Raw genomic sequence first — 20,026 nt, 5'->3', positions numbered from 1 at the left:
TATTTCAATCACCTTAATGAATGTATTAAGGTGATTTTTTTATTTCTTCTCTAAGCTTAATAACCTTAGCCACATCCTTCTTATAAAGCGCTGAAACCTTTTCAACAAAATCACTATGAGTAAAAGTCCCATCCCCTTCTTCTACTATGCTTAAATACCCATGTATGAATTTCAAAAAGGTTCTAGCATCTTCACCAGTTAATTGATCAATGTTCTCCATAATCTCATCAGACTCCCTTAAACTATCCCGTTCTTTCAACTTAATCCCCCTCTCTATATTATTTATCATACCAAAATAAAAAAGTCGTTCATCCCTCTAGGCGAGAGATAAACGACTTCGTTTGTTTTTATTAAAGCATAACCCCAACGATAATCGCTGATAATATACTTACTAACGTTGCACCGTATACAAGTTTTAATCCGAATGAAGATACAACGTTTGCTTGTTTGCCATCGATACTCTTCGTTGCACCTGCGATAATTCCGATTGATGAGAAATTCGCAAATGATACAAGGAAGATAGATAAAATACCTACTGTACGAGCTGATAAATCACCAGCTACTTTTCCAAGGTCAAGCATTGCAACAAATTCGTTCGTTACTAATTTCGTTGCCATAATTTGTCCTGCCGTTAGCATCTCAGATGTTGGGATACCCATTACGAATGCTAATGGTGAGAAGATATATCCTAAAATGCTTTGGAATGTGATTCCGAAAATTGAATCAAACACACCGTTAATTGCTGTAATCAATGCTACGAAACCGATTAACATCGCCGCTACTGTTACAGCGATAGAGAAACCAAGCATAATATATTCGCCTAACATTTCAAAGAATGTTTGTTTTTTATCTTCTTGTAATTCTAAAATATCGTCCTCTTCTTTCACTTCATATGGATTAATGATATGAACGATAATGAATCCGCTAAATAAGTTTAATACAAGTGCTGTTACTACATATTTTGGATCAATCATTTTCATGTAAGAACCGACGATTGACATCGATACTGTTGACATTGAAGATGCACAAAGTGTGTATAAACGATTTTTCGGTAATTTGCTTAGTTGATCTTTTACTGTAATGAATACTTCACCTTGACCAACAATTGCGGCTGCTACTGCATTATATGATTCTAGTTTTCCTAAGCCGTTAATTTTACTTAATACGAAACCGACTGCACGGATGATAATCGGTAAAACTTTAATATGTTGTAAGATCCCGATTAATACTGCTAAGAAAATAATTGGTAATAATACTGTTAAGAAGAATGGTGCTTGTCCATCATTTGCTAAACCACCAAATACGAAATTAACCCCTGCTTCCGCAAATTTTAAAATAGCGCCAAACCCATCTGCAATCCCTTTTACTAATACAAATCCGACCTTTGTATTTAGTAAGAAATACGCAAGTACCAATTGGATGACAAGCATAAGTGCAATTGGTTTATATTTAATTTTCTTACGATCTGAACTGATAAGGAACCCTAGTACAAATACTACAAGTAAACCGACTAGAAACATTACGATCTTCATATGTGAATCCTCCACTTCTCCCACGAGTTATCGGTCGTATAACGTATAACGAATGACGTCTGACCATTTGTGTTAAAAAAATTTAAAACCCCTAAATACTATTCAACTTTTATCTAAAATCAGTAAGCGTTTACATAAATTGCAATTTATAAAAGGTAGCCTCTTCTCTCCTACCATACTTGAAAGTCTGAAATTGATACCACCTACAAATCAAATTGTAAGCGTTATCTAGTCGAAATGCAATATAAATTTAAAAAGATTTTTATATGTTAATATATTCCTAAATAATTGGTTTTTTCATGCAGATTTACCATAAAAAAATAGCCCTAGCTATGAGCTAGGGCCATCTTTGTTTATAACATAACACCAACGATAATCGCTGATAGAATACTTACTAATGTCGCACCGTACACAAGGCGTAGACCGAATGATGATACAACATTTGATTGGTTTTCATCGATACCTTTCGTTGCACCTGCGATAATTCCGATTGATGAGAAGTTCGCAAATGATACAAGAAATACAGAAAGAATACCAACTGTACGAGCTGATAAATCACCAGCTACTTTTCCAAGATCCAGCATCGCAACAAATTCGTTTGATACTAATTTTGTTGCCATAATTTGTCCCGCTGTTACCATCTCTGCTTGCGGGATACCCATTACGAATGCTAATGGTGAGAAAATGTATCCTAAAATAGCTTGGAATGTAATACCGAACATGGAATCAAACAAGCTATTAATTGCTGTAATTAATGCTACGAAACCAAGTAACATTGCCGCTACTGTGATTGCAATCGTGAAACCAAGCATAATATATTCACTTAGCATTTCAAAGAATGACTGTTTTTTCTTATTTTCTAATTTCAGTGTATCTTCTTCTTCTGTAATATCGTACGGGTTAATAATATGAATAATAATGAAACCACTAAATAAATTTAATACAAGTGCTGTTACTACATATTTCGGTTCGATCATTTTCATATAAGAACCTACGATTGACATTGATACTGTCGACATGGAAGATGCACATAATGTATATAAACGATGTTTTGGGATTTTACTTAATTGATCTTTTACTGTAATAAATACTTCCGCTTGCCCAACAATGGCAGCCGCTACTGCGTTATATGATTCTAGTTTTCCTAGACCATTTACTTTACTTAGCGCAGTACCAATAGCACGAATAAATATCGGTAAAATTTTAAAGTGTTGCAGAATTCCGATTAAAACGGCAAAGAATACGATTGGTAATAACGCTGTTAAGAAGAATGAAACCTCTCCTTTATTAACAAGACCGCCAAATACGAAAACGATTCCAGCTTCCGCATATCCAAGAAGCGCGCCAAATCCATCTGAAATTCCTTTTACTAAAATATAACCAACTTGCGTATTTAATAAGAAATAACTTAACGCTAGCTGAATAACAAGCATAATTGCGATTGGTTTATACTTAATCTTCTTTCGATCGGCACTTATAAGAAAACCAAGTACGAATACAACGAGCAATCCTACAAGAAACATAACAAACTTCATTAATAAAATCCTCCATTTAACTCTTCATTAACGTTGAACGTCTGACCACTTGAAATAAGAAATAATCCGAACTTTCCATTTCTCCTCTAAAACCTTCAATCGGATAGGAAAGATCATAAAACCTCTTGTTTCAAAGGCATTTTCCATTCTAACACAAATCACAACTCATATCCGCACTTTTCTTAAAAAAATACATTTTATTATAAAGCATTCATGAATGTTCGTCTTTTACATTATATAGCGAAACTTTAATCAGTGTCATCCCCACTAATTATTAGCCCGTATCAATCGAGAGTTTTACTGTTCACAAATAGCGGAATAAAACAAAAAAATGAGCATCAAGTTTCACTTGATGCTCACCTCATTATACTGCTTTTTCTTTATCAGCTACTGCTGGCTTATCCCAGCACTCTGTATTGCTCAAACCTGGAATAGACTCCGCATAGAACACTGGATCTTTTCCTTGTTTCTTTTGCTTAATATAATCTGATAACGCTGCAAAAGCGTACTTAGAAAGGAATACGATCGCCACTAAGTTAATAACAGCCATAATCCCCATAAATAAATCTGCTAAATCCCAAACGATTTGAATTGTTGCTACAGATCCTAAAACAACCATACCAAGTACAGCAATGCGGTATGCATTTAATAACACTTTACTTCCATTTAAGAATTCAATATTCGTTTCACCATAGTAGTAGTTACCTACTAATGAACTAAATGCAAACAAGAAGATTGCAACTGCTACAAATATAGAAGCCCACGGTCCGATATGTTGACTTAATGCTTGTTGCGTTAATTGAATTCCGTTTAAATCAGCCGCTCCAGGCACATCTGATAATAAAATGATAAATGCTGTACAACTACAAATTAATAATGTATCTGTAAATACCCCTAAAGTTTGAATGAAACCTTGTTTAACTGGGTGCGTTACGTTTGCAGTCGCAGCTGCGTTCGGCGCACTACCCATACCTGCTTCATTTGAGAATAATCCACGTTTTACCCCTAGTAAAATCGCAGCTCCTAATCCCCCACCTACTACTTCTTTAATTCCGAAAGCATGTAAGAAAATTTCTTTAAATACATACGGAATTGCCGTAATGTTTGTTACAACAACGAATAATGCCACTGCTACATATATAATTGCCATTACTGGAACAATCATTTCAACCGCACGTGCAATACGTTTTACTCCGCCGAAGATAATGATTGCAAGTAAACCAGCCATAAACAGACCTACAAACTTACCATCTGTGTTAAATGCTCCATCAAAAGCCGCTGCTACTGTGTTTGACTGCACAGCGTTGAAAATTAATCCGAAACTAACTGTTATTAGAACAGAGAAGACAACTCCTAGCCAGCGTTTCTTTAAACCCTTTTCCATATAATAAGCTGGACCACCACGGAATGCATTCCCATCTTTTACTTTATAAATTTGCGCTAATGTGCTCTCTACAAATGCAGAAGCACCCCCAATTACCGCAATTAACCACATCCAAAATACTGCTCCTGGTCCACCTGCTGAGATTGCGATAGCTACACCAGCTAAGTTACCAGTACCTACACGAGAAGCTGTACTCATACAAAAAGCCTGGAACGACGATACACCACTCTTCTCTTTTTGTTCTTTCCTCGTTTTCGAACTTGCCCCGTCCCCAAGCAATCGAATCATTTCACCGAAGTAACGAACTTGGACAAATTTCACACGAAATGAAAAGTAAAGCCCTAACCCAATTAACATCGCAATAATGATATATGACCAAAGGACATTATTTACATCCCCAATTACCTTAGCTAAAAAATCCATAATTGCATTGCCCCCTCTTCCTAACAATAAGAAAATTATATTCTAAAAACTTTTAGTAATCAAGAACTTTATGTTAGGTTTTATGACATGAGCACGTTAAACTTCTTAACATATATGTTTTTTTACGTAAAAATATAACCAGTACGTGCATTTATCCAATACTCAATCACTCATCACATTCGACCGGTCATGCTTTTAAGACAGTGCGTTCTCTACAAATAACGAGAATAATGAACAAACAAAATTATATTAATAATTCCCTCTCACTCTTTTCATCATTCACTACAACAAAAAAGACGAGCATCGATTTTATCTCGACGCTCGCCTTTTCATTACACTGCTTTTTCTTTATCCGTTACCGTTGGCTTATCCCAACACTCTGTATTCGTTAAACCAGGAATAGAATCTGCACTGAAGACTGGATCTTTCCCTTGTTTCTTTTGCCTTACATAGTCTGCCAAAGCAGCATATGCAAATCGGCCAAGAAGCGTAATCGCAATTAAGTTTGTGATTACCATTAGTCCCATAAATAAATCCGCCATATTCCATACAACTTGAAGTGTAGCAACAGAACCGAATAATACCATTGCAACCACCGCAATACGGTAAATTGTTAACCAAGTTTTACTTTGTTTAATGAATTCAATATTCGTTTCACCATAATAGTAGTTTCCTAGAAGTGAACTAAATGCAAATAAGAAAATAATAATCGCTAAGAAGCTACTTGCCCACGAACCGATTTGTGAACTTAACGCCACTTGCGTTAATTCAATACCTTCTAAATTCGTTGCCTTATATGCACCAGAACATAGTACGATAAATGCTGTTGATGTACATACTAAAAATGTATCTACTAATACTCCAATTGTTTGAATAAATCCTTGTTTCGCTGGATGTGTTACATCCGCTGTTGCTGCCGCATTCGGCGCACTACCCATACCTGCTTCATTCGCAAATAATCCGCGCTGAATACCATATTTCATCGCAGCACCAATACCGCCACCTACAGCTGAATCTAAACCAAATGCACCTTTAAAGATTTCTGTAAACATGTCCGGTATTAAATAATAATTTTTAATAACAACGAAAACTGCTACTGCAATATAAATAAGTGCCATTGGTGGAACGATCATTTCCGACATACGCGCAATACTTTTCACACCGCCAAAAATAATAACTGCCACTAATGCAGCTAATGCAATCCCAACAATGTAACGCTCAATACCAAATGCATTTTTAAATGCTAAAGTAACTGTATTCGCTTGTACGGAGTTAAAAATTAAACCGTAACTAATTGTAATTAGAATAGAGAACCAAATCCCCATCCAGCGTTTATTTAAACCTTTTTCCATATAATAAGCAGGACCACCACGGAAGCCACTGCCATCTTTTATTTTATAAATTTGCGCAAGCGTACTTTCCACGAAACTTGAAGACGCTCCGACAATCGCAATAACCCACATCCAAAATACCGCTCCAGGTCCTCCCATAGAAATAGCTAACGCTACACCGGCTAAGTTCCCGATTCCAATACGAGCTGCTGAACTCATACAGAACGCTTGGAAAGAAGATACACTACCTTTTTTACGCGTCTTTCCAGTTAATCCATCACTCATTAGTCGAACCATTTCCCCTAAATGAGTAATTTGTACGAATTTCAATTTAATAGAAAAATAAAGACCTAAACCAATTAACATTGCAATAAGAATATATGACCAAAGAATTGTATTCGTTGATGAAACAAATTGCTCTAAAATATTCATACAATTAACCCCTCCTTTTCTCCATAAAACGAATTATATTTAAAAAACATTTAAAAATCAACATTTTTCGACAATTTGCAATTTCCAAATATTAGCCAGACACGAAGTAACAATATCTTTATGACTCTCCTCCCTCTAACTGTGCATACTAAAATAAAAAGTAAATCTACAAACTATCCCATTGACAAAAACACCAACCTGTAACTATAATGATTACATCAGGTTGTAACAAACCTTATTACAACAAATTCATTTACTTTCAGATATACACTTTAACAAAACACTTTGGAGGGATTTATTATGAAAATCGGAATCATCGGAGCAACTGGTAAAGCAGGAAGTCGTATTTTAAAAGAAGCATTAGATCGCGGACATGAAGTAACTGCAATCGTAAGAAACGCTGCAAAAATTACAGAAGAAAATATAAAAGTTTTAGAGAAAGATGTATTCGCTCTTACATCTAATGACCTACAAGCATTTGATGTAGTTGTAAATGCATTCGGCGCTCCAGCAGGAGAAGAACATCTTCACGTAGATGCAGGAAACGTACTAATTGAAGCTATGAAAGGTGCACCTAACACAAAATTACTTGTAGTTGGCGGCGCTGGAAGCTTATTTGTAGACGAAGAGAAAACAACGCGTGTATTTGATACGCCAGGTTTCCCAAATGAATACCTTGCAACAGCTCAAAACCAAGGTAAAAACTTAGAAATTCTGCAACAAACAAACGATATTACTTGGACATTCATCAGTCCTTCTGCACTATTCGCATTAGGAAAACGTACTGGTTCTTATACAGCTGGACAAGACAATCTTCTTGTTAACGCAAAAGGTGATAGCTACGTAAGTTACGAAGACTTCGCAGTTGCAGCACTTGATGAAATCGAAAATCCAAAACACGTAAACGAACGCTTCACAGTAGTTTCTGAAGCTGAGTAATAAAAAAAGCTCGTAAAACATAATGTTTTACGAGCTTTTTCTTATTATTGCACTTGTTCTAAGCCATTTGGAGTAATCTTGAAAGAAATTTCTTTAAACTTTTTCTTATCTCCTTTTCCTACTAACTCACTATTTTTATACCAAATTAAACGACCTAATTCGGCATGATACACTTTCACTACATCTCCATACTGGAATGAAGTTCCATTTACTTGCTCAGCAAAATTCTTTGAAGTTTCTTGTCCTTCTGCTGTTACATGTTTTTTCCCCATTCCGTTTTGATCATATAGCGTAATTCCCATATATAATTCATTCTTAAAGTAGCTATGAATTTGTTCATTTGTATACGTCACATGTAGTTTCTTATCGTCATGATTTACCGTTACAATAGAACGGATAACGTCACTAAGCCCTTGGTATACAAAACTGTCTCCATACGTTACTTCTAATGCTACTTCTGTTACTTGCTTATTTCCAAAACGATCTTTCGTTTCTACTTTCACTGTTTGCTGACCAATTTTTGTCGTATCTGGTTTCCCTACAAAACCTACCACTTCTCCATCTTTTACTTCAACAAATTTTTTCGCGTCTAACTTTTCAACATCTGTTCCGACTACTACTTGTTGCGGTTTCGCTGTTACTTCTTGCAACATATCCATTCTCTCAAAGCCTTTTTCTGTCACTTTGAAGAATAGTTCTTTTGCCCCTTTTTTCTCACCTTGACCAGTAAGGGTATTATTTTGATACCATTTCAAACGATCCGGTTCTGCGTGGAATACTTTTACTACATCTCCATACTCGAATTGCATACCATTCACTTGCTTCGCAAAGTTCTCTGATGTTTCTTGTCCCTCTGCTGTTACATGTTTTTTCTCTTTTCCATCTCGATCGTATAACGTGATACCCATGTATAACTCTTTATTAAAATACTCATGAATCTCGCTATCCATATCAGTCACATGGAATTTCTTCTCTTCGTGCTTTAAAGTTACAATTGAAGCAATATCATCGCCATATCCTGCGTATACAATACTATCTCCATAAACCACTTCTACAGGTACCTCTGTCACTTGCTTATTCCCAAAACGATCTTTCGTTTCTACTTTTACTGTTTGCTTTCCGATCTTCGTTGTATCAGGATTCTCCACAAACCCGACTACTTCTCCTTCTTTTACCTCAACAAAGTTTTTCACATCTAACTGGGCAATGTCCGTTCCGACTACTACCATTTGTGATCGTGCCGTTACTTCTTGCAAACCATCTTTTAATTCAAAGCCTTGCGGAGTAATTTTAAAGAATTTCTCTTTTTTATTTTTAGCTTTCCCTTGATCTACAAGTTCGTTATTTCGGTACCATTTTAAACGACTCGGTTCTGCATGGAATACTTTTACTACATCACCATATTCAAAATTCAATCCATTTAGTTCCATCGCAAATCGTTTTCCACTTTCTTGCCCTTCTGCTGATACACTTTTCTTTTCAATCCCATTTTGATCATATACTGTTAAACCTATATATTTTTCTTTATCAAAAAGGTAATGTATTTCATTACTAATAAAAGCGACATGTAATTTTTTTTCATTGTGACGAAGCTCCACTGTCGACATTACATCATTTGAAATTCCTTGAAAAATCATACTGTCACCATAAACAGCATTGACTGGAACAGTAATTAAATTTTCATTCCCTTTTTCATCCTCAATTTCTACTAACACTTCCTGTTTTCCACTCTCTAATTTAGACCATATAATCTTACCTGTTACTTTTACATTCTCACCTAAATTTTGAACAAGTTTACCCGCTTGCTCTTCATCAAAATTGGTACCAACTACAAGGTTTTTTACCTCATTAGCAGGTTCACCATACGGAACTTTATACGGTTCAACTTGCTTCTCGCGAATATCATTACTATCTGTAGCTTTCCATATTTCTTTTTCTAATTTAGGTAAATTTAATTTTTCTATTTTTTCTCTAGTCTCATCACTTGGAGTTAATCCCCATTCTTTAAAGAAAGGAACTAAATTTTGTCCTGCTACTTTTGATGTCATATAAACAAACATTTGCTTTTTCTCTTCATCAGAAGTAGGCAATTCCTCCTTAGGTAACATACGATAAGCTTGATGCAGTCTCGGATAAAAATGTTCTCCGTAAACAACATTTAATTGCCAAAACATTGTAAGAGGATCAAATTCATCAATTATTCTTTCTTCTATAGGTTTCTCTAAGTACTCAAATGACTTTTTATAGTGCCCATCCATTTCTAATTCATTTCCTAATGCTTTTTGCACCATTAAAGAATAAATATTGACTGTTACTTCTCCAATAGCATCCCAATCCCAAGGACTTTGCTGATGTAGATGTCCAACTTCATGCCATGGTCCCCAGCCATCCTTTTCAAGCACTTCTATATCTAAAACTCTATTCATTGCGCTTGGAATATATCCTGTATGATAATTTGTTGCAAACATAAAATCATCTTCAGCAGGCTTCCGTTTTTCAACAAACTGAACATAATGAATTGGAGATTTCGCGAGTCCAATTCCACCCTCTGATAAACCAGCTACTGCATTTTCTATTCGAATAATCTTATCATGCAATTTCATTAACTCTATCGGGCTTGTGTTTTTCATAAACTTTTGTATAGAGCTCGGACTAGCAGTAACTAAACTCCGCTCACCTTTTAATTCAACCGCATAAGGATCTTTATATTTCTTTAACATTTCATCCCAATCTTTTTTCGTATGCTTACCTAAAATAAACAAAGGAAAATGGCTACCACCCTTCGTAACTGAAGCAGTTACCTCCCCTTCGTTATTCATATTGTAAAAATATAAAATACCACCTCTTGGCGATGAAATAACGTTTTTTCCAGGTTTTAAATCAAATTTTTCAGGTGCCTCTTCATCATAAGATCTCGTTCCTATGAAAGCTTGAATAGACTGTGTTCCTTTTATTTCAACTGTAATTTTTTCATTTGCCGCTGCATAAATTCCAGTCGGTTCATTAACAGAAAGATCAAAAGTTACTTTTAATCGTTCTGTTTCCTTGTCTATATCCCCTTTTCCAGGTACCTGGAACGTCCTTTGCTCAAATTTGTTCTCTTCCAAATTCCCACCTTTAACCTCTTCTAAAGGTGCTGCATATCCTTTCGATGCTTCGAAAGCTACTGGCGATAATAATGTAGATATACATATTCCAGCTACTAATACCCTACTCGTCTTTTTCTTCGACATAATCTGTGTCCCCTATTCCTTTATTTAGAGAAACTATCCTATATATTCATTTAATAAGACATCCTATTATTTTTATAAAAACATTTAACGAATAGACTAACACCTCGCACACCTGTATCAATTACTACCGCATTCCTCTCAATGTATTCGCTTTCTTACATTATAAAATTTTTATGTACTGTATCCCCCTCACTTCTCTCTACATAAAAAGAGAATAGTAAAAGATATATTTCAGTATTGTCATCTATACATCTAAAATTGTGAATAATAATAGAATCTTACATTTTCTTCATATATGACCATCAATAGGTAGTTTTTCCAACTGAATTTTACACGCTTTCTACTTTGTTTGATAGCCTTTCCAATCAGAATAATGTTACGATTTTGTGAATACAATCTATTAATTGTAACGTTTGAATTTTAGTATATTTATATTATTTCTAAATAGAGTTCAAACTGTATAAACAGTAATTTTATCCCGCATTTAATTTTTTCAATATAATTTTATCAGCCATATAAAAAAGCACTGGCACAAGCCAATGCTTTTTCATTATCTCTTTTGATTCGGTTTATGTGGTTCATTTGGAGTATGTGGTTTATTATTATCATGACCATTTGTTGTTTTCCAACTTACCGATAACTCCGGACTTGTTTTTTCTTCACTACGCTCAAGTAATACAACTGCATTTTGAATAGTCGGTGTCCCTTTATGTGCAATCCCTTGTAACTTTGTTAAATTCCCTAATACTTTAAAGCTAAACCCACCAGCTGGTGTTTGTTTCGGAATTAAGATGCGGAACTTTTCTCCTACATTAAATTCCGTTTTTGCTTCGCCCTTTTCATTTACAAATTTCGCGCCTTCTGGTGCACCTGTTGCTTGCACTTTATATGTTCCGCTTTTCGCATTTGTTTCTACTGTATATAAACCTGTTTCAAAGAAATCATTTTTCAACACTGCTTGTTGCTCTTCTGACGGCACGACACTCATCGTAATTTCTTGTAATTCTTCACTAGCGCTTGCCTTTGCAACGATATCTTTCGTTACCTTTTCTACATTTTTATTTCGAAAATCTAAATCATTAATATCAATTTGTTTTAACGCATTCCATACTGCAAGCTGCGTTGCATAATGCGCTTCTCTCCAATCAGAAACACCTAATTCTTGTGGGCTCTTTTGTGGATATCCATTTAATAGTACACGATACACATTAATATCCACTTTCCCCATTTCCGGTAAATCTTGACCGCTTGGAGATTTCAAATCTACATTTAAGCAAAAGGCAATTTTACCATCTGCTGTTTTAATAAGCTCTGTTCGAATTGGTTTCTTCTTTGACTTACTATAACTCCAATCCATTTCATACTTTGTATGATCCATAACTTCCGCGAATGCTTGTTGAAGTGGAAATAATAAGTTCGCAAATACAAATAAAACACTCAAAAAAGCGGCCATTAGCTTGAAAGATCTTTTTATATTCATGTTTACAACCCCTTATGAAATAACAAATTTTCTTCTGTTTATTATTTAGTTAGAAACTTTTTTTATGCATAAACAAAACAAAAAAGAGTGCAAACTGTTTGCACTCTTTCTCTCCACTATAAGTTTAGAAATCAAAGTTATCAGGATCTGGACCAACACGATGATTTTCATTTAACGCATCGATTTTCTCCATATCTTCTTTCGTTAATTCAAAGTTAAACACATCAGCGTTTGCAATGATACGGTGTTCTTTCGTTGATTTCGGAATTGTGATTACTCCATTTTGAAGATCCCAACGTAAAATAACTTGAGCTGTCGTTTTACCGTGTTTCTCAGCAATTGCTTGTAATGTTTCGTTATCTAACAATTGACCTTGCATTAATGGTGACCATGCTTCCATTTGAATACCTTGTTCTTTACAGAAAGCTTGTAATTCTTTTTGTGTTAAACGAGGGTGGTATTCTACTTGGTTAATCATTGGCTTGATTTCCGCATCTTTCATTACATCTTGTAAGTGATGAACTTGGAAGTTACTTACGCCAATTGCACGTACGCGTTCTTCTTTATAAAGTGTTTCTAATGCTCTCCACGTATCTTTGTATTTCCCTTCTACAGGCCAATGAACAAGATATAAGTCTAAATAATCTAGCTCTAATTTTTTTAAGCTCTCTTCATATGCAGCAAGTGTCGTTTCATATCCTTGATCTGCATTCCACACTTTTGAAGTAATAAATAAATCTTCTCGAGAAATCCCTGCTTCTTTTATACCAGCACGAATTCCTTCTCCTACAGCTTTCTCGTTTCCATAAATCGCAGCTGTATCGATACTGCGGTATCCTGCTTTAATCGCCGATTTTACAGCTTCTACAAGTTCTGGTCCATCTTCTACTTTAAATACACCTAAACCGAACCAAGGCATTTCTACACCGTTATGCAATGTTGTTGTACTTTGTAAATTTTTCATTATATTTTCTCTCCCTTATTTCACTTGATCTCTTTTTTCTAATGTCATACTCCACGCTGTTAAAATAACAGCACCTACTACCATAATGCCTCCTACCCAGGCCGTATGAATTAACCCTAACGAGTTCGTTACAATACCGCCCAAGTAAGCACCAAGAGCAATTCCTGCGTTAAATGCTGCAATGTTAATCGCTGATGCCACATCAACAGCACTTGGAACAAATCTCTCAGCCAAGATAACGACATACACTTGTAGCCCTGGAACATTCATAAACGCAAATAGTCCCATAAAAATAATTGTGATGAGTCCAGCGACTTTAAATGGCGCTGTAAATGTTAAAACAAATAATACAATTGCTTGAATAAAGAACATGTAAAATAATGCTCGAATCGGATTATGATTTGATAATTTCCCGCCAACCATATTCCCAATCGCAATTGCAATTCCGTACACTAACAAAATAATTGTAACGGTACTTGATTTAAATCCTGTTACTTCTTGTAATAGCGGAGATAAATACGTAAATGTTACGAATGTCCCCCCGTACCCTAATGCAGTAATAGTAAATACAAGTAATAGTCTTCCATTCGTAATCAGTTTGAATTGATCACGAAATGATACGGATGTACCTTTTTTCAAGTTAGACGGAATCAGCATACTGTTAGCGATTAAGGCAACGATTCCAATTACCACAATTACCATAAACGATGCTCTCCAACCAAATTGTTGACCGATAAATGTTCCAATCGGTACACCTGTAATGGTCGCAACAGTTAAACCAGTAAACATAAATGCAATTGCACTTGCACGTTTATTCTCTGGTACAAGCGCAGCCGCAATTGTGGATCCTATCGACATAAAAACACCATGCGCAAACGCAGATACAACCCTCGCGATAAGTAACACAGTAAAACTTGTTGCCACTGCCGCAATTCCATTACCAATAATGAAAATAATCATAATCCACATTAATAACGTCTTTCGCGACATACTAGCTGTTAACGACGTTAATACTGGGGCACCAAACGCTACTCCTAATGCATATAAAGAAACGGTTAAACCCGCTGTTGTAACAGAAACATGTAAATCCTCTGAAATAGATGGTAATAAACCGACACTAATAAATTCGGTTGTACCAATTCCAAACGCACTAATTGCTAGTGCTAATAAAGCAAACATACTTCTTCGATTCGTCTGTACCGCTGAAGAAGATACTGTATATGAATTCAATTGAACTCCTCCTTAATGCGAGAAATCCAATCATAATAGTGTGATAAAAAGGCCTTTTTATCTTCTACAAACATAACTTTACTGCTGATATATGCTATTATGAATGGCTTCACTCTTTTTTTGAAGAACGCACTTTAAAGTACGATAGGTACCAAAAAGTAACATAGGCACTTTTTAGTACCGTACTACTCATTTCCCTCTTACATATGCTATTATGGAACATATTCAACATGATAAAAAGTACGTACTTTAAAGTGCTATAGGTACTTTTTAGTAACATTTAAATTATTTAGCTTCTTTTGTTGGAGAACTGCAATCTATATTCATCAAAGGAGATTTTTTATATGAAGAAATATAATATTCCCGTTGAAGCGACTTTAGAGGTTATCGGCGGAAAATGGAAAGTCGTTATTCTTTGCCACTTAACGAAAGGTACAAAGAGAACGAGTGAATTAAAACGTCTCATGCCTGGTATTACACAAAAGATGTTAACACAGCAATTACGCGAATTAGAAGAAGACGGAGTTATTCAAAGAAAGGTATACAATCAAGTACCACCGAAAGTAGAATATTCTCTTACAGACTACGGTTGTTCTTTAGAATCCATTCTCGATTCTCTTTGTACTTGGGGCGAATGCCACCTTGAAAAAAGCGGTAACACATCGATGCTAATTACAGAAGGTGAACAATAAAAAAAGGAAAAAATGAACATAAATTTGTCCATTTTTTCCTTTTTTTATTTATATATACGTACATTTCCTACCTTATCAAAATAATTTATGCGCTTTCACGCCTTGTCAGTACTACGTTATACGCTTAATATCAAATAATTAGGAATCATTTTTATGTTAACATAGGTGTATATAGTATATAATATAGGATATATATTATATACACTTTCCGATAAAGGAACTTTCCATTATGCGGACAAGCCATGTATCGGACAGTTCATAAATAATAGGTAGGACATTATGGTTTTGGATTTATGATTTCAGCTTACTTGCTGGCATAAATTTAAAGGCATTTTATTGTGCTTTGTGAAACTTTGTATAAAGTTTCGCAAACGTTTACTATCTTACCTATCAAAAATAAGAGTATTGCTATCGTAAAGGAGAATTGGAGATGCCAGAAACTATGACTCAAACAAAGCCAGAACAAGAAACTGTACAAATTTCTGCTAGCCAAGGACAACTTGATGTACTTGATCAGTTGTTAAAACCTGAGGTACAAGAATCATTAACAACACTAGTAGAACAGCTTCCAAAATTAACTGAGCTTGTTAATATTTTAACTAAGTCTTATGACTTCGCTCAAACTGTTGCTACTGATGAAGTATTAAAAAGCGACACTGTTAGTGCAATCACAGAGCTTGTAGAACCTGTAAAAGATACAGTGAAAGGCATGGCTGCAACTGCTATCGAAGCGAAAGATCGTGCTGACGAAAGCAACGAAGTTATCGGCCTGTTCGGTCTATTAAAATTACTAAAAGACCCACAAGCACAAAAAATGTTCCGCTTTGTGAACGCATACCTTCAAATTAGTGCAGAACGTAACAATAAATAATTTAACTTATAACAACAATTAGTAAAGACGGGGGATATCATACTATGTCAAAACAAATTGTCATCTTAGGCGCTGGTTATGGCGGTCTTCTTGCCGCTTTAAACGTACGTAAATATTACAGCAAATCAGAAGCACAAGTTACAGTGATTAACCAATACTCAACACACCAAATCATCACTGAACTACACCGCCTTGCAGCTGGTAACGTTGCTGAGCAAGCAATTGCAATGCCACTTACAAAGCTTTTCAAAGGTAAAGACATCGATCTTAAAATCGCAACAGTTGAGTCATTCTCAGTTGATAGCAAAGAAATTAAACTAGCTGGTGGCACTACTTTATCTTACGATGCACTTGTAGTTGCTTTAGGAAGTAAAACTGCTTACTTCGGTATTCCAGGACTAGAAGAAAACAGCATGGTATTAAAATCTGCTGCTGATGCAAACAAAATCTACAAACACGTTGAAGACCGTATTCGTGAATACGCAAAAACGAAAAACGAAGCTGATGCTACAATCGTAATCGGTGGTGGCGGATTAACTGGCGTTGAGCTAGTTGGTGAGCTTGCTGACATTATGCCTAAACTTGCAAAAAGCCACGGCGTAAATCCAAAAGAAGTTAAACTTCTTCTTGTTGAAGCAGGTCCAAAAATCCTTCCAGTATTACCAGACCACTTAATCGAACGTGCAACTACTAGCCTAGAAGCACGCGGCGTTACATTCTTAACAGGTCTTCCTGTAACAAACGTTGCTGGCAATGAAATCGACTTAAAAGACGGTCAAAAACTTGTTGCTAACACATTCGTTTGGACAGGCGGCGTACAAGGTAACCCATTAATCGGTGAATCAGGTCTTGAAGTAAACCGTGGACGTGCAACAGTTGATGCATACCTACAATCTACTTCTCACAAAGACGTATTCGTTGCTGGAGACAGCGCTGTTGTCTTCGCTCCAGACGGACGTCCATACCCACCAACTGCACAAATCGCTTGGCAAATGGGTGAGTTAATTGGATACAACTTATACGCAGCACTAGAAGGCAAAGCTTTCGAAGAGTTCGCACCTGTAAACTCTGGAACACTTGCTAGTCTAGGACGTAAAGATGCTGTTGCTACAATTGGAGCAAGCAATACTCCACTTAAAGGCTTACCAGCATCATTAATGAAAGAAGCAAGTAACGTTCGTTACTTATCACACATTAAAGGTCTATTCAGCTTAGCTTACTAATCTGAATATAAGCCCGAATCATGCCCTGCATGGTTCGGGCTATTTTTATCCGTAACATTCTCTACTTACTTATATTCGGCAAAGAATTACTATAACCCTTTTCAATTATCTAAATATACTGACTTTTTTGTGTCGAAATTGTGTATATGAAAAGAGTGAAAGCATCTTTCTTACTTCCACTCTTCCACAAAAATTATTATCCCAATTTCACTAAGCTGTAGTTCTTCTTCCCTTTACGAATAATAATAAATCGTCCATCAAATGAATTTTCTACAGTAACATCTGTACCCACATCCATTACTTTTTCACCATTCATCGAAATAGCTCCATTATTAATATCTTCACGTGCTTGTCGTCTAGATGGTTCAATCCCTAAATCAACTAGCCATTCTACGATGTTTTTCGTCTCCTTTGAAGACTGGAATGTTGGCATCTCTTTAAAGCCTTGTTCAATTTCATCAGCTGTTAACGATTTAATATCTCCGCTAAATAACGCTGCTGTAATCTTCTCAGCTTGCAGTAGTGCCTCTGCTCCATGAACGAATTTCGTCATTTCTTCCGCTAATACTTTTTGCGCTTCACGTTTATGAGGCTCTGTTTCTACCTTCACTGCCAATTCATCAATGCGCTCTTTCGTTAAGAACGTAAAGTATTTCAAGTATTTCACTACATCACGGTCATCTGTATTCACCCAGAACTGGTAAAATTCAAATGGTGTTGTTTTTTCAGGATCAAGCCAAACCGCACCACCTGCAGATTTACCAAACTTCGTACCATCTGATTTCAATAATAATGGAATCGTTAATCCGAATACCTTCGCTTCGTGCCCTTCTAACTTACGAATTAAATCTAAACCACTCGTAATATTTCCCCATTGGTCACTACCACCAATTTGCAGTTGAACATCTTCTTTCGTGTATAAATGATGGAAGTCCATCGCTTGCAAAATTTGGTACGTAAATTCTGTGAAAGAAATACCTGTATCTAAACGACTGGCTACAATGTCCTTCGCTAACATGCTATTAATGCTAAAGTTCTTCCCGTAATCACGTAAAAACTCAATAATGTTTATTTCATGTGTCCAGTCGTAGTTATTTACCATCTTCACTTCGCTATTTCCGCCAAAATCAAATAGCTTTTTCATTTGCGCTGTTAACGCATCCACATTATGCTGAACTACTTCTAACGTTTGAAGTTGACGTTCTGATTGACGTCCGCTCGGATCACCAATTGTTCCTGTTGCCCCACCAATTAAAATAACTGGATGATGGCCAGCTAACTGGAATCTCTTCATCATCATAAACGGAATCAAATGTCCAATATGCATACTATCACCAGTCGGATCAACTCCGCAGTATAGTGAAATCTTTTTCTCTTCTACTAGCTTACGTAAACCTTCTTCGTCCGTCTGTTGATTAATGGCACCGCGCCATTCTAATTCATCAATAATATTCATCTTTTTCATCCCTTCTACTTTTTTGAAAACAAAAAGTCCCTATGTCTATGACATAGGGACGATTATTCACCGTGTTACCACCCAGTTTGTATAAATAGCATAGCTACTCATACCACTCTTAGCAATAATATCGATTGCCAATCCGCTTAGCATTACCTAAGATACTCCAGAGTGTAATTCGCAAGTTTGTTTGTGCTAGGTTCCAGCAACCCCTAGCTCTCTCGTTAACAGTGACAAACTGCTACTGGGCTCTTTCAACGTATATTATTTGTTAAATTATTAGCCATTATATTGAATTAAAAACAAATTGTCAACAATACCCAAATGTTATTTTAAAATAATTCACATTTTCATACGGATTTCGTTACTCTTTATCTTCTCCAATAATCCTTACTTCTCGCTCTAACTTCACGCCAAATTTCTCTTCAACGGTCTTTTGTACAAAATGGATTAAATCAATGTAATCTTGTGCTGTTCCGTTATCAACATTCACCATAAATCCAGCGTGTTTTAAAGAAACTTCCACTCCGCCAATTCGCTTACCTTGTAGACCTGATTCTTGAATCAATTTACCAGCAAAGTTATTTGGTGGGCGCTTAAATACACTACCACATGAAGGGTATTCTAAAGGCTGTTTTGATTCACGTTTAAACGTTAAATCATCCATTTTTTCTTTAATTTCTTCACGCACACCTTCTTGAAGCTCAAATCTCGCTTCAAGAATAATGTAATGGTTGTTTGCAAATACACTCTTACGATATCCAAATTCAAATGCTTCTTTCGTTAAAGTACGTAGCTCTCCATCACCTGTCATTACGACAGCTTCTGTTAATACAAACGATACTTCACCGCCGTAAGCACCAGCATTCATATATAATGCTCCGCCAACTGAACCTGGAATACCACAAGCAAACTCAAGACCCGTTAAATTATGATCTAATGCAATACGTGATACATCAATAATTGCTGCACCACACTGTGCTACAATCGTCGTTCCTGTTACAGTCACACCTGTAATGTGAATTAAACTTACTATAATCCCGCGAATTCCACCGTCTTTAATAATGACATTCGATCCATTTCCTAAAAACGTAACTGGAATATTATATTCGTTAGCATATTTGATAACTTCTTGAATTTCATCATAATTCGTCGGCGCAACGAACACATCTGCTTTTCCACCAACTTTAATATGTGTATGATTCTTTAACATTTCATCTTGTTTCACATGACCTTCAGGCAATACCGTACTTAAATATTCATAAACCTCTTGCATATTCATTTTACGATTCCTCTATTTC

At 35.8% G+C, this 20,026-nt stretch carries 15 protein-coding genes and 1 other annotated feature; of the genes, 4 read left to right on the top strand and 11 right to left on the bottom strand.

The window, feature by feature from the left end; all coding sequences use genetic code 11:
• Positions 1-25: 25 nt before the first annotated feature.
• The 5 genes from ILT06_RS25335 to ILT06_RS25315 all read right to left on the bottom strand — a co-directional run bounded on the left by ILT06_RS25335 (position 26) and on the right by ILT06_RS25315 (position 6,637).
• Positions 26-259, bottom strand: a complete 234-nt coding sequence (locus ILT06_RS25335) for a hypothetical protein (protein ID WP_088047824.1) — start codon at positions 257-259, stop codon at positions 26-28.
• A 91-nt stretch (positions 260-350) separates the two neighbouring features.
• On the bottom strand, positions 351-1,532 hold the full coding sequence (locus ILT06_RS25330; protein ID WP_064476245.1) for a NupC/NupG family nucleoside CNT transporter: 1,182 nt from the start codon (positions 1,530-1,532) through the stop codon (positions 351-353).
• A 353-nt stretch (positions 1,533-1,885) separates the two neighbouring features.
• Entirely contained in the window at positions 1,886-3,067 is a 1,182-nt protein-coding gene (locus tag ILT06_RS25325) for a NupC/NupG family nucleoside CNT transporter (RefSeq protein ID WP_000673848.1), read from the bottom strand.
• 364 nt (positions 3,068-3,431) lie between these two features.
• The gene (locus tag ILT06_RS25320; protein WP_064476243.1) at positions 3,432-4,874 is read right to left on the bottom strand and encodes an alanine/glycine:cation symporter family protein; all 1,443 of its coding nucleotides are present in this window, start codon (positions 4,872-4,874) and stop codon (positions 3,432-3,434) included.
• A 332-nt stretch (positions 4,875-5,206) separates the two neighbouring features.
• Positions 5,207-6,637 carry an alanine/glycine:cation symporter family protein gene (locus ILT06_RS25315; RefSeq protein ID WP_064476242.1) on the bottom strand — a complete coding sequence of 477 codons (1,431 nt, stop codon included), beginning with the start codon at positions 6,635-6,637 and terminating at the stop codon, positions 5,207-5,209.
• Positions 6,638-6,937: 300 nt separating this feature from the next.
• Between ILT06_RS25315 and ILT06_RS25310 the strand changes: the two genes are divergently transcribed.
• A complete protein-coding gene (locus ILT06_RS25310) occupies positions 6,938-7,576 on the top strand; it encodes an NAD(P)-dependent oxidoreductase (protein ID WP_048542416.1) in 639 nt (212 codons plus the stop codon).
• Positions 7,577-7,620: 44 nt separating this feature from the next.
• Here the strand turns inward: ILT06_RS25310 and ILT06_RS25305 are convergent, their stop codons facing one another.
• The 4 genes from ILT06_RS25305 to ILT06_RS25290 form a co-directional block, all read right to left on the bottom strand.
• The gene (locus ILT06_RS25305; protein ID WP_149173749.1) at positions 7,621-10,809 is read right to left on the bottom strand and encodes a putative mucin/carbohydrate-binding domain-containing protein; all 3,189 of its coding nucleotides are present in this window, start codon (positions 10,807-10,809) and stop codon (positions 7,621-7,623) included.
• A gap of 550 nt (positions 10,810-11,359) precedes the next feature.
• The gene (locus ILT06_RS25300; protein WP_064476240.1) at positions 11,360-12,289 is read right to left on the bottom strand and encodes a thioester domain-containing protein; all 930 of its coding nucleotides are present in this window, start codon (positions 12,287-12,289) and stop codon (positions 11,360-11,362) included.
• A 124-nt stretch (positions 12,290-12,413) separates the two neighbouring features.
• The gene (locus tag ILT06_RS25295) at positions 12,414-13,253 is read right to left on the bottom strand and encodes an aldo/keto reductase (protein WP_000793574.1); all 840 of its coding nucleotides are present in this window, start codon (positions 13,251-13,253) and stop codon (positions 12,414-12,416) included.
• Between the two features lie 15 nt (positions 13,254-13,268).
• Positions 13,269-14,432, bottom strand: a complete 1,164-nt coding sequence (locus ILT06_RS25290) for an MFS transporter (RefSeq protein ID WP_222655648.1) — start codon at positions 14,430-14,432, stop codon at positions 13,269-13,271.
• Positions 14,433-14,827: 395 nt separating this feature from the next.
• Here ILT06_RS25290 and ILT06_RS25285 point away from each other — a divergent pair, with 395 nt between their 5' ends.
• From ILT06_RS25285 to ILT06_RS25275, 3 genes are all read left to right on the top strand, one after another.
• Complete coding sequence (locus ILT06_RS25285; RefSeq protein WP_222655640.1) at positions 14,828-15,175, top strand: winged helix-turn-helix transcriptional regulator; 348 nt, start codon at positions 14,828-14,830, stop codon at positions 15,173-15,175.
• 430 nt (positions 15,176-15,605) lie between these two features.
• Positions 15,606-16,046 (top strand): DUF1641 domain-containing protein, encoded by a 441-nt coding sequence (locus ILT06_RS25280; protein ID WP_001115312.1) that lies wholly within the window; start codon positions 15,606-15,608, stop codon positions 16,044-16,046.
• A 44-nt stretch (positions 16,047-16,090) separates the two neighbouring features.
• A complete protein-coding gene (locus ILT06_RS25275; protein WP_098111089.1) occupies positions 16,091-17,269 on the top strand; it encodes an NAD(P)/FAD-dependent oxidoreductase in 1,179 nt (392 codons plus the stop codon).
• A 196-nt stretch (positions 17,270-17,465) separates the two neighbouring features.
• On the opposite strand, the gene tyrS is transcribed toward ILT06_RS25275, so the two are convergent.
• Complete coding sequence (gene tyrS / locus ILT06_RS25270; RefSeq protein ID WP_064476237.1) at positions 17,466-18,725, bottom strand: tyrosine--tRNA ligase; 1,260 nt, start codon at positions 18,723-18,725, stop codon at positions 17,466-17,468.
• A gap of 51 nt (positions 18,726-18,776) precedes the next feature.
• Positions 18,777-18,992 (bottom strand) — a binding site (T-box leader).
• Positions 18,993-19,089: 97 nt separating this feature from the next.
• Entirely contained in the window at positions 19,090-20,007 is a 918-nt protein-coding gene (gene murB, locus ILT06_RS25265) for a UDP-N-acetylmuramate dehydrogenase (protein WP_064476236.1), read from the bottom strand.
• Positions 20,008-20,026: the final 19 nt, after the last annotated feature.

The organism is Bacillus sp. 17RED48 (genome assembly GCF_019837545.1).
Lineage (GTDB): Bacteria > Bacillota > Bacilli > Bacillales > Bacillaceae_G > Bacillus_A > Bacillus_A wiedmannii.
This window is presented reverse-complemented; position numbering and strand designations above follow the sequence as displayed.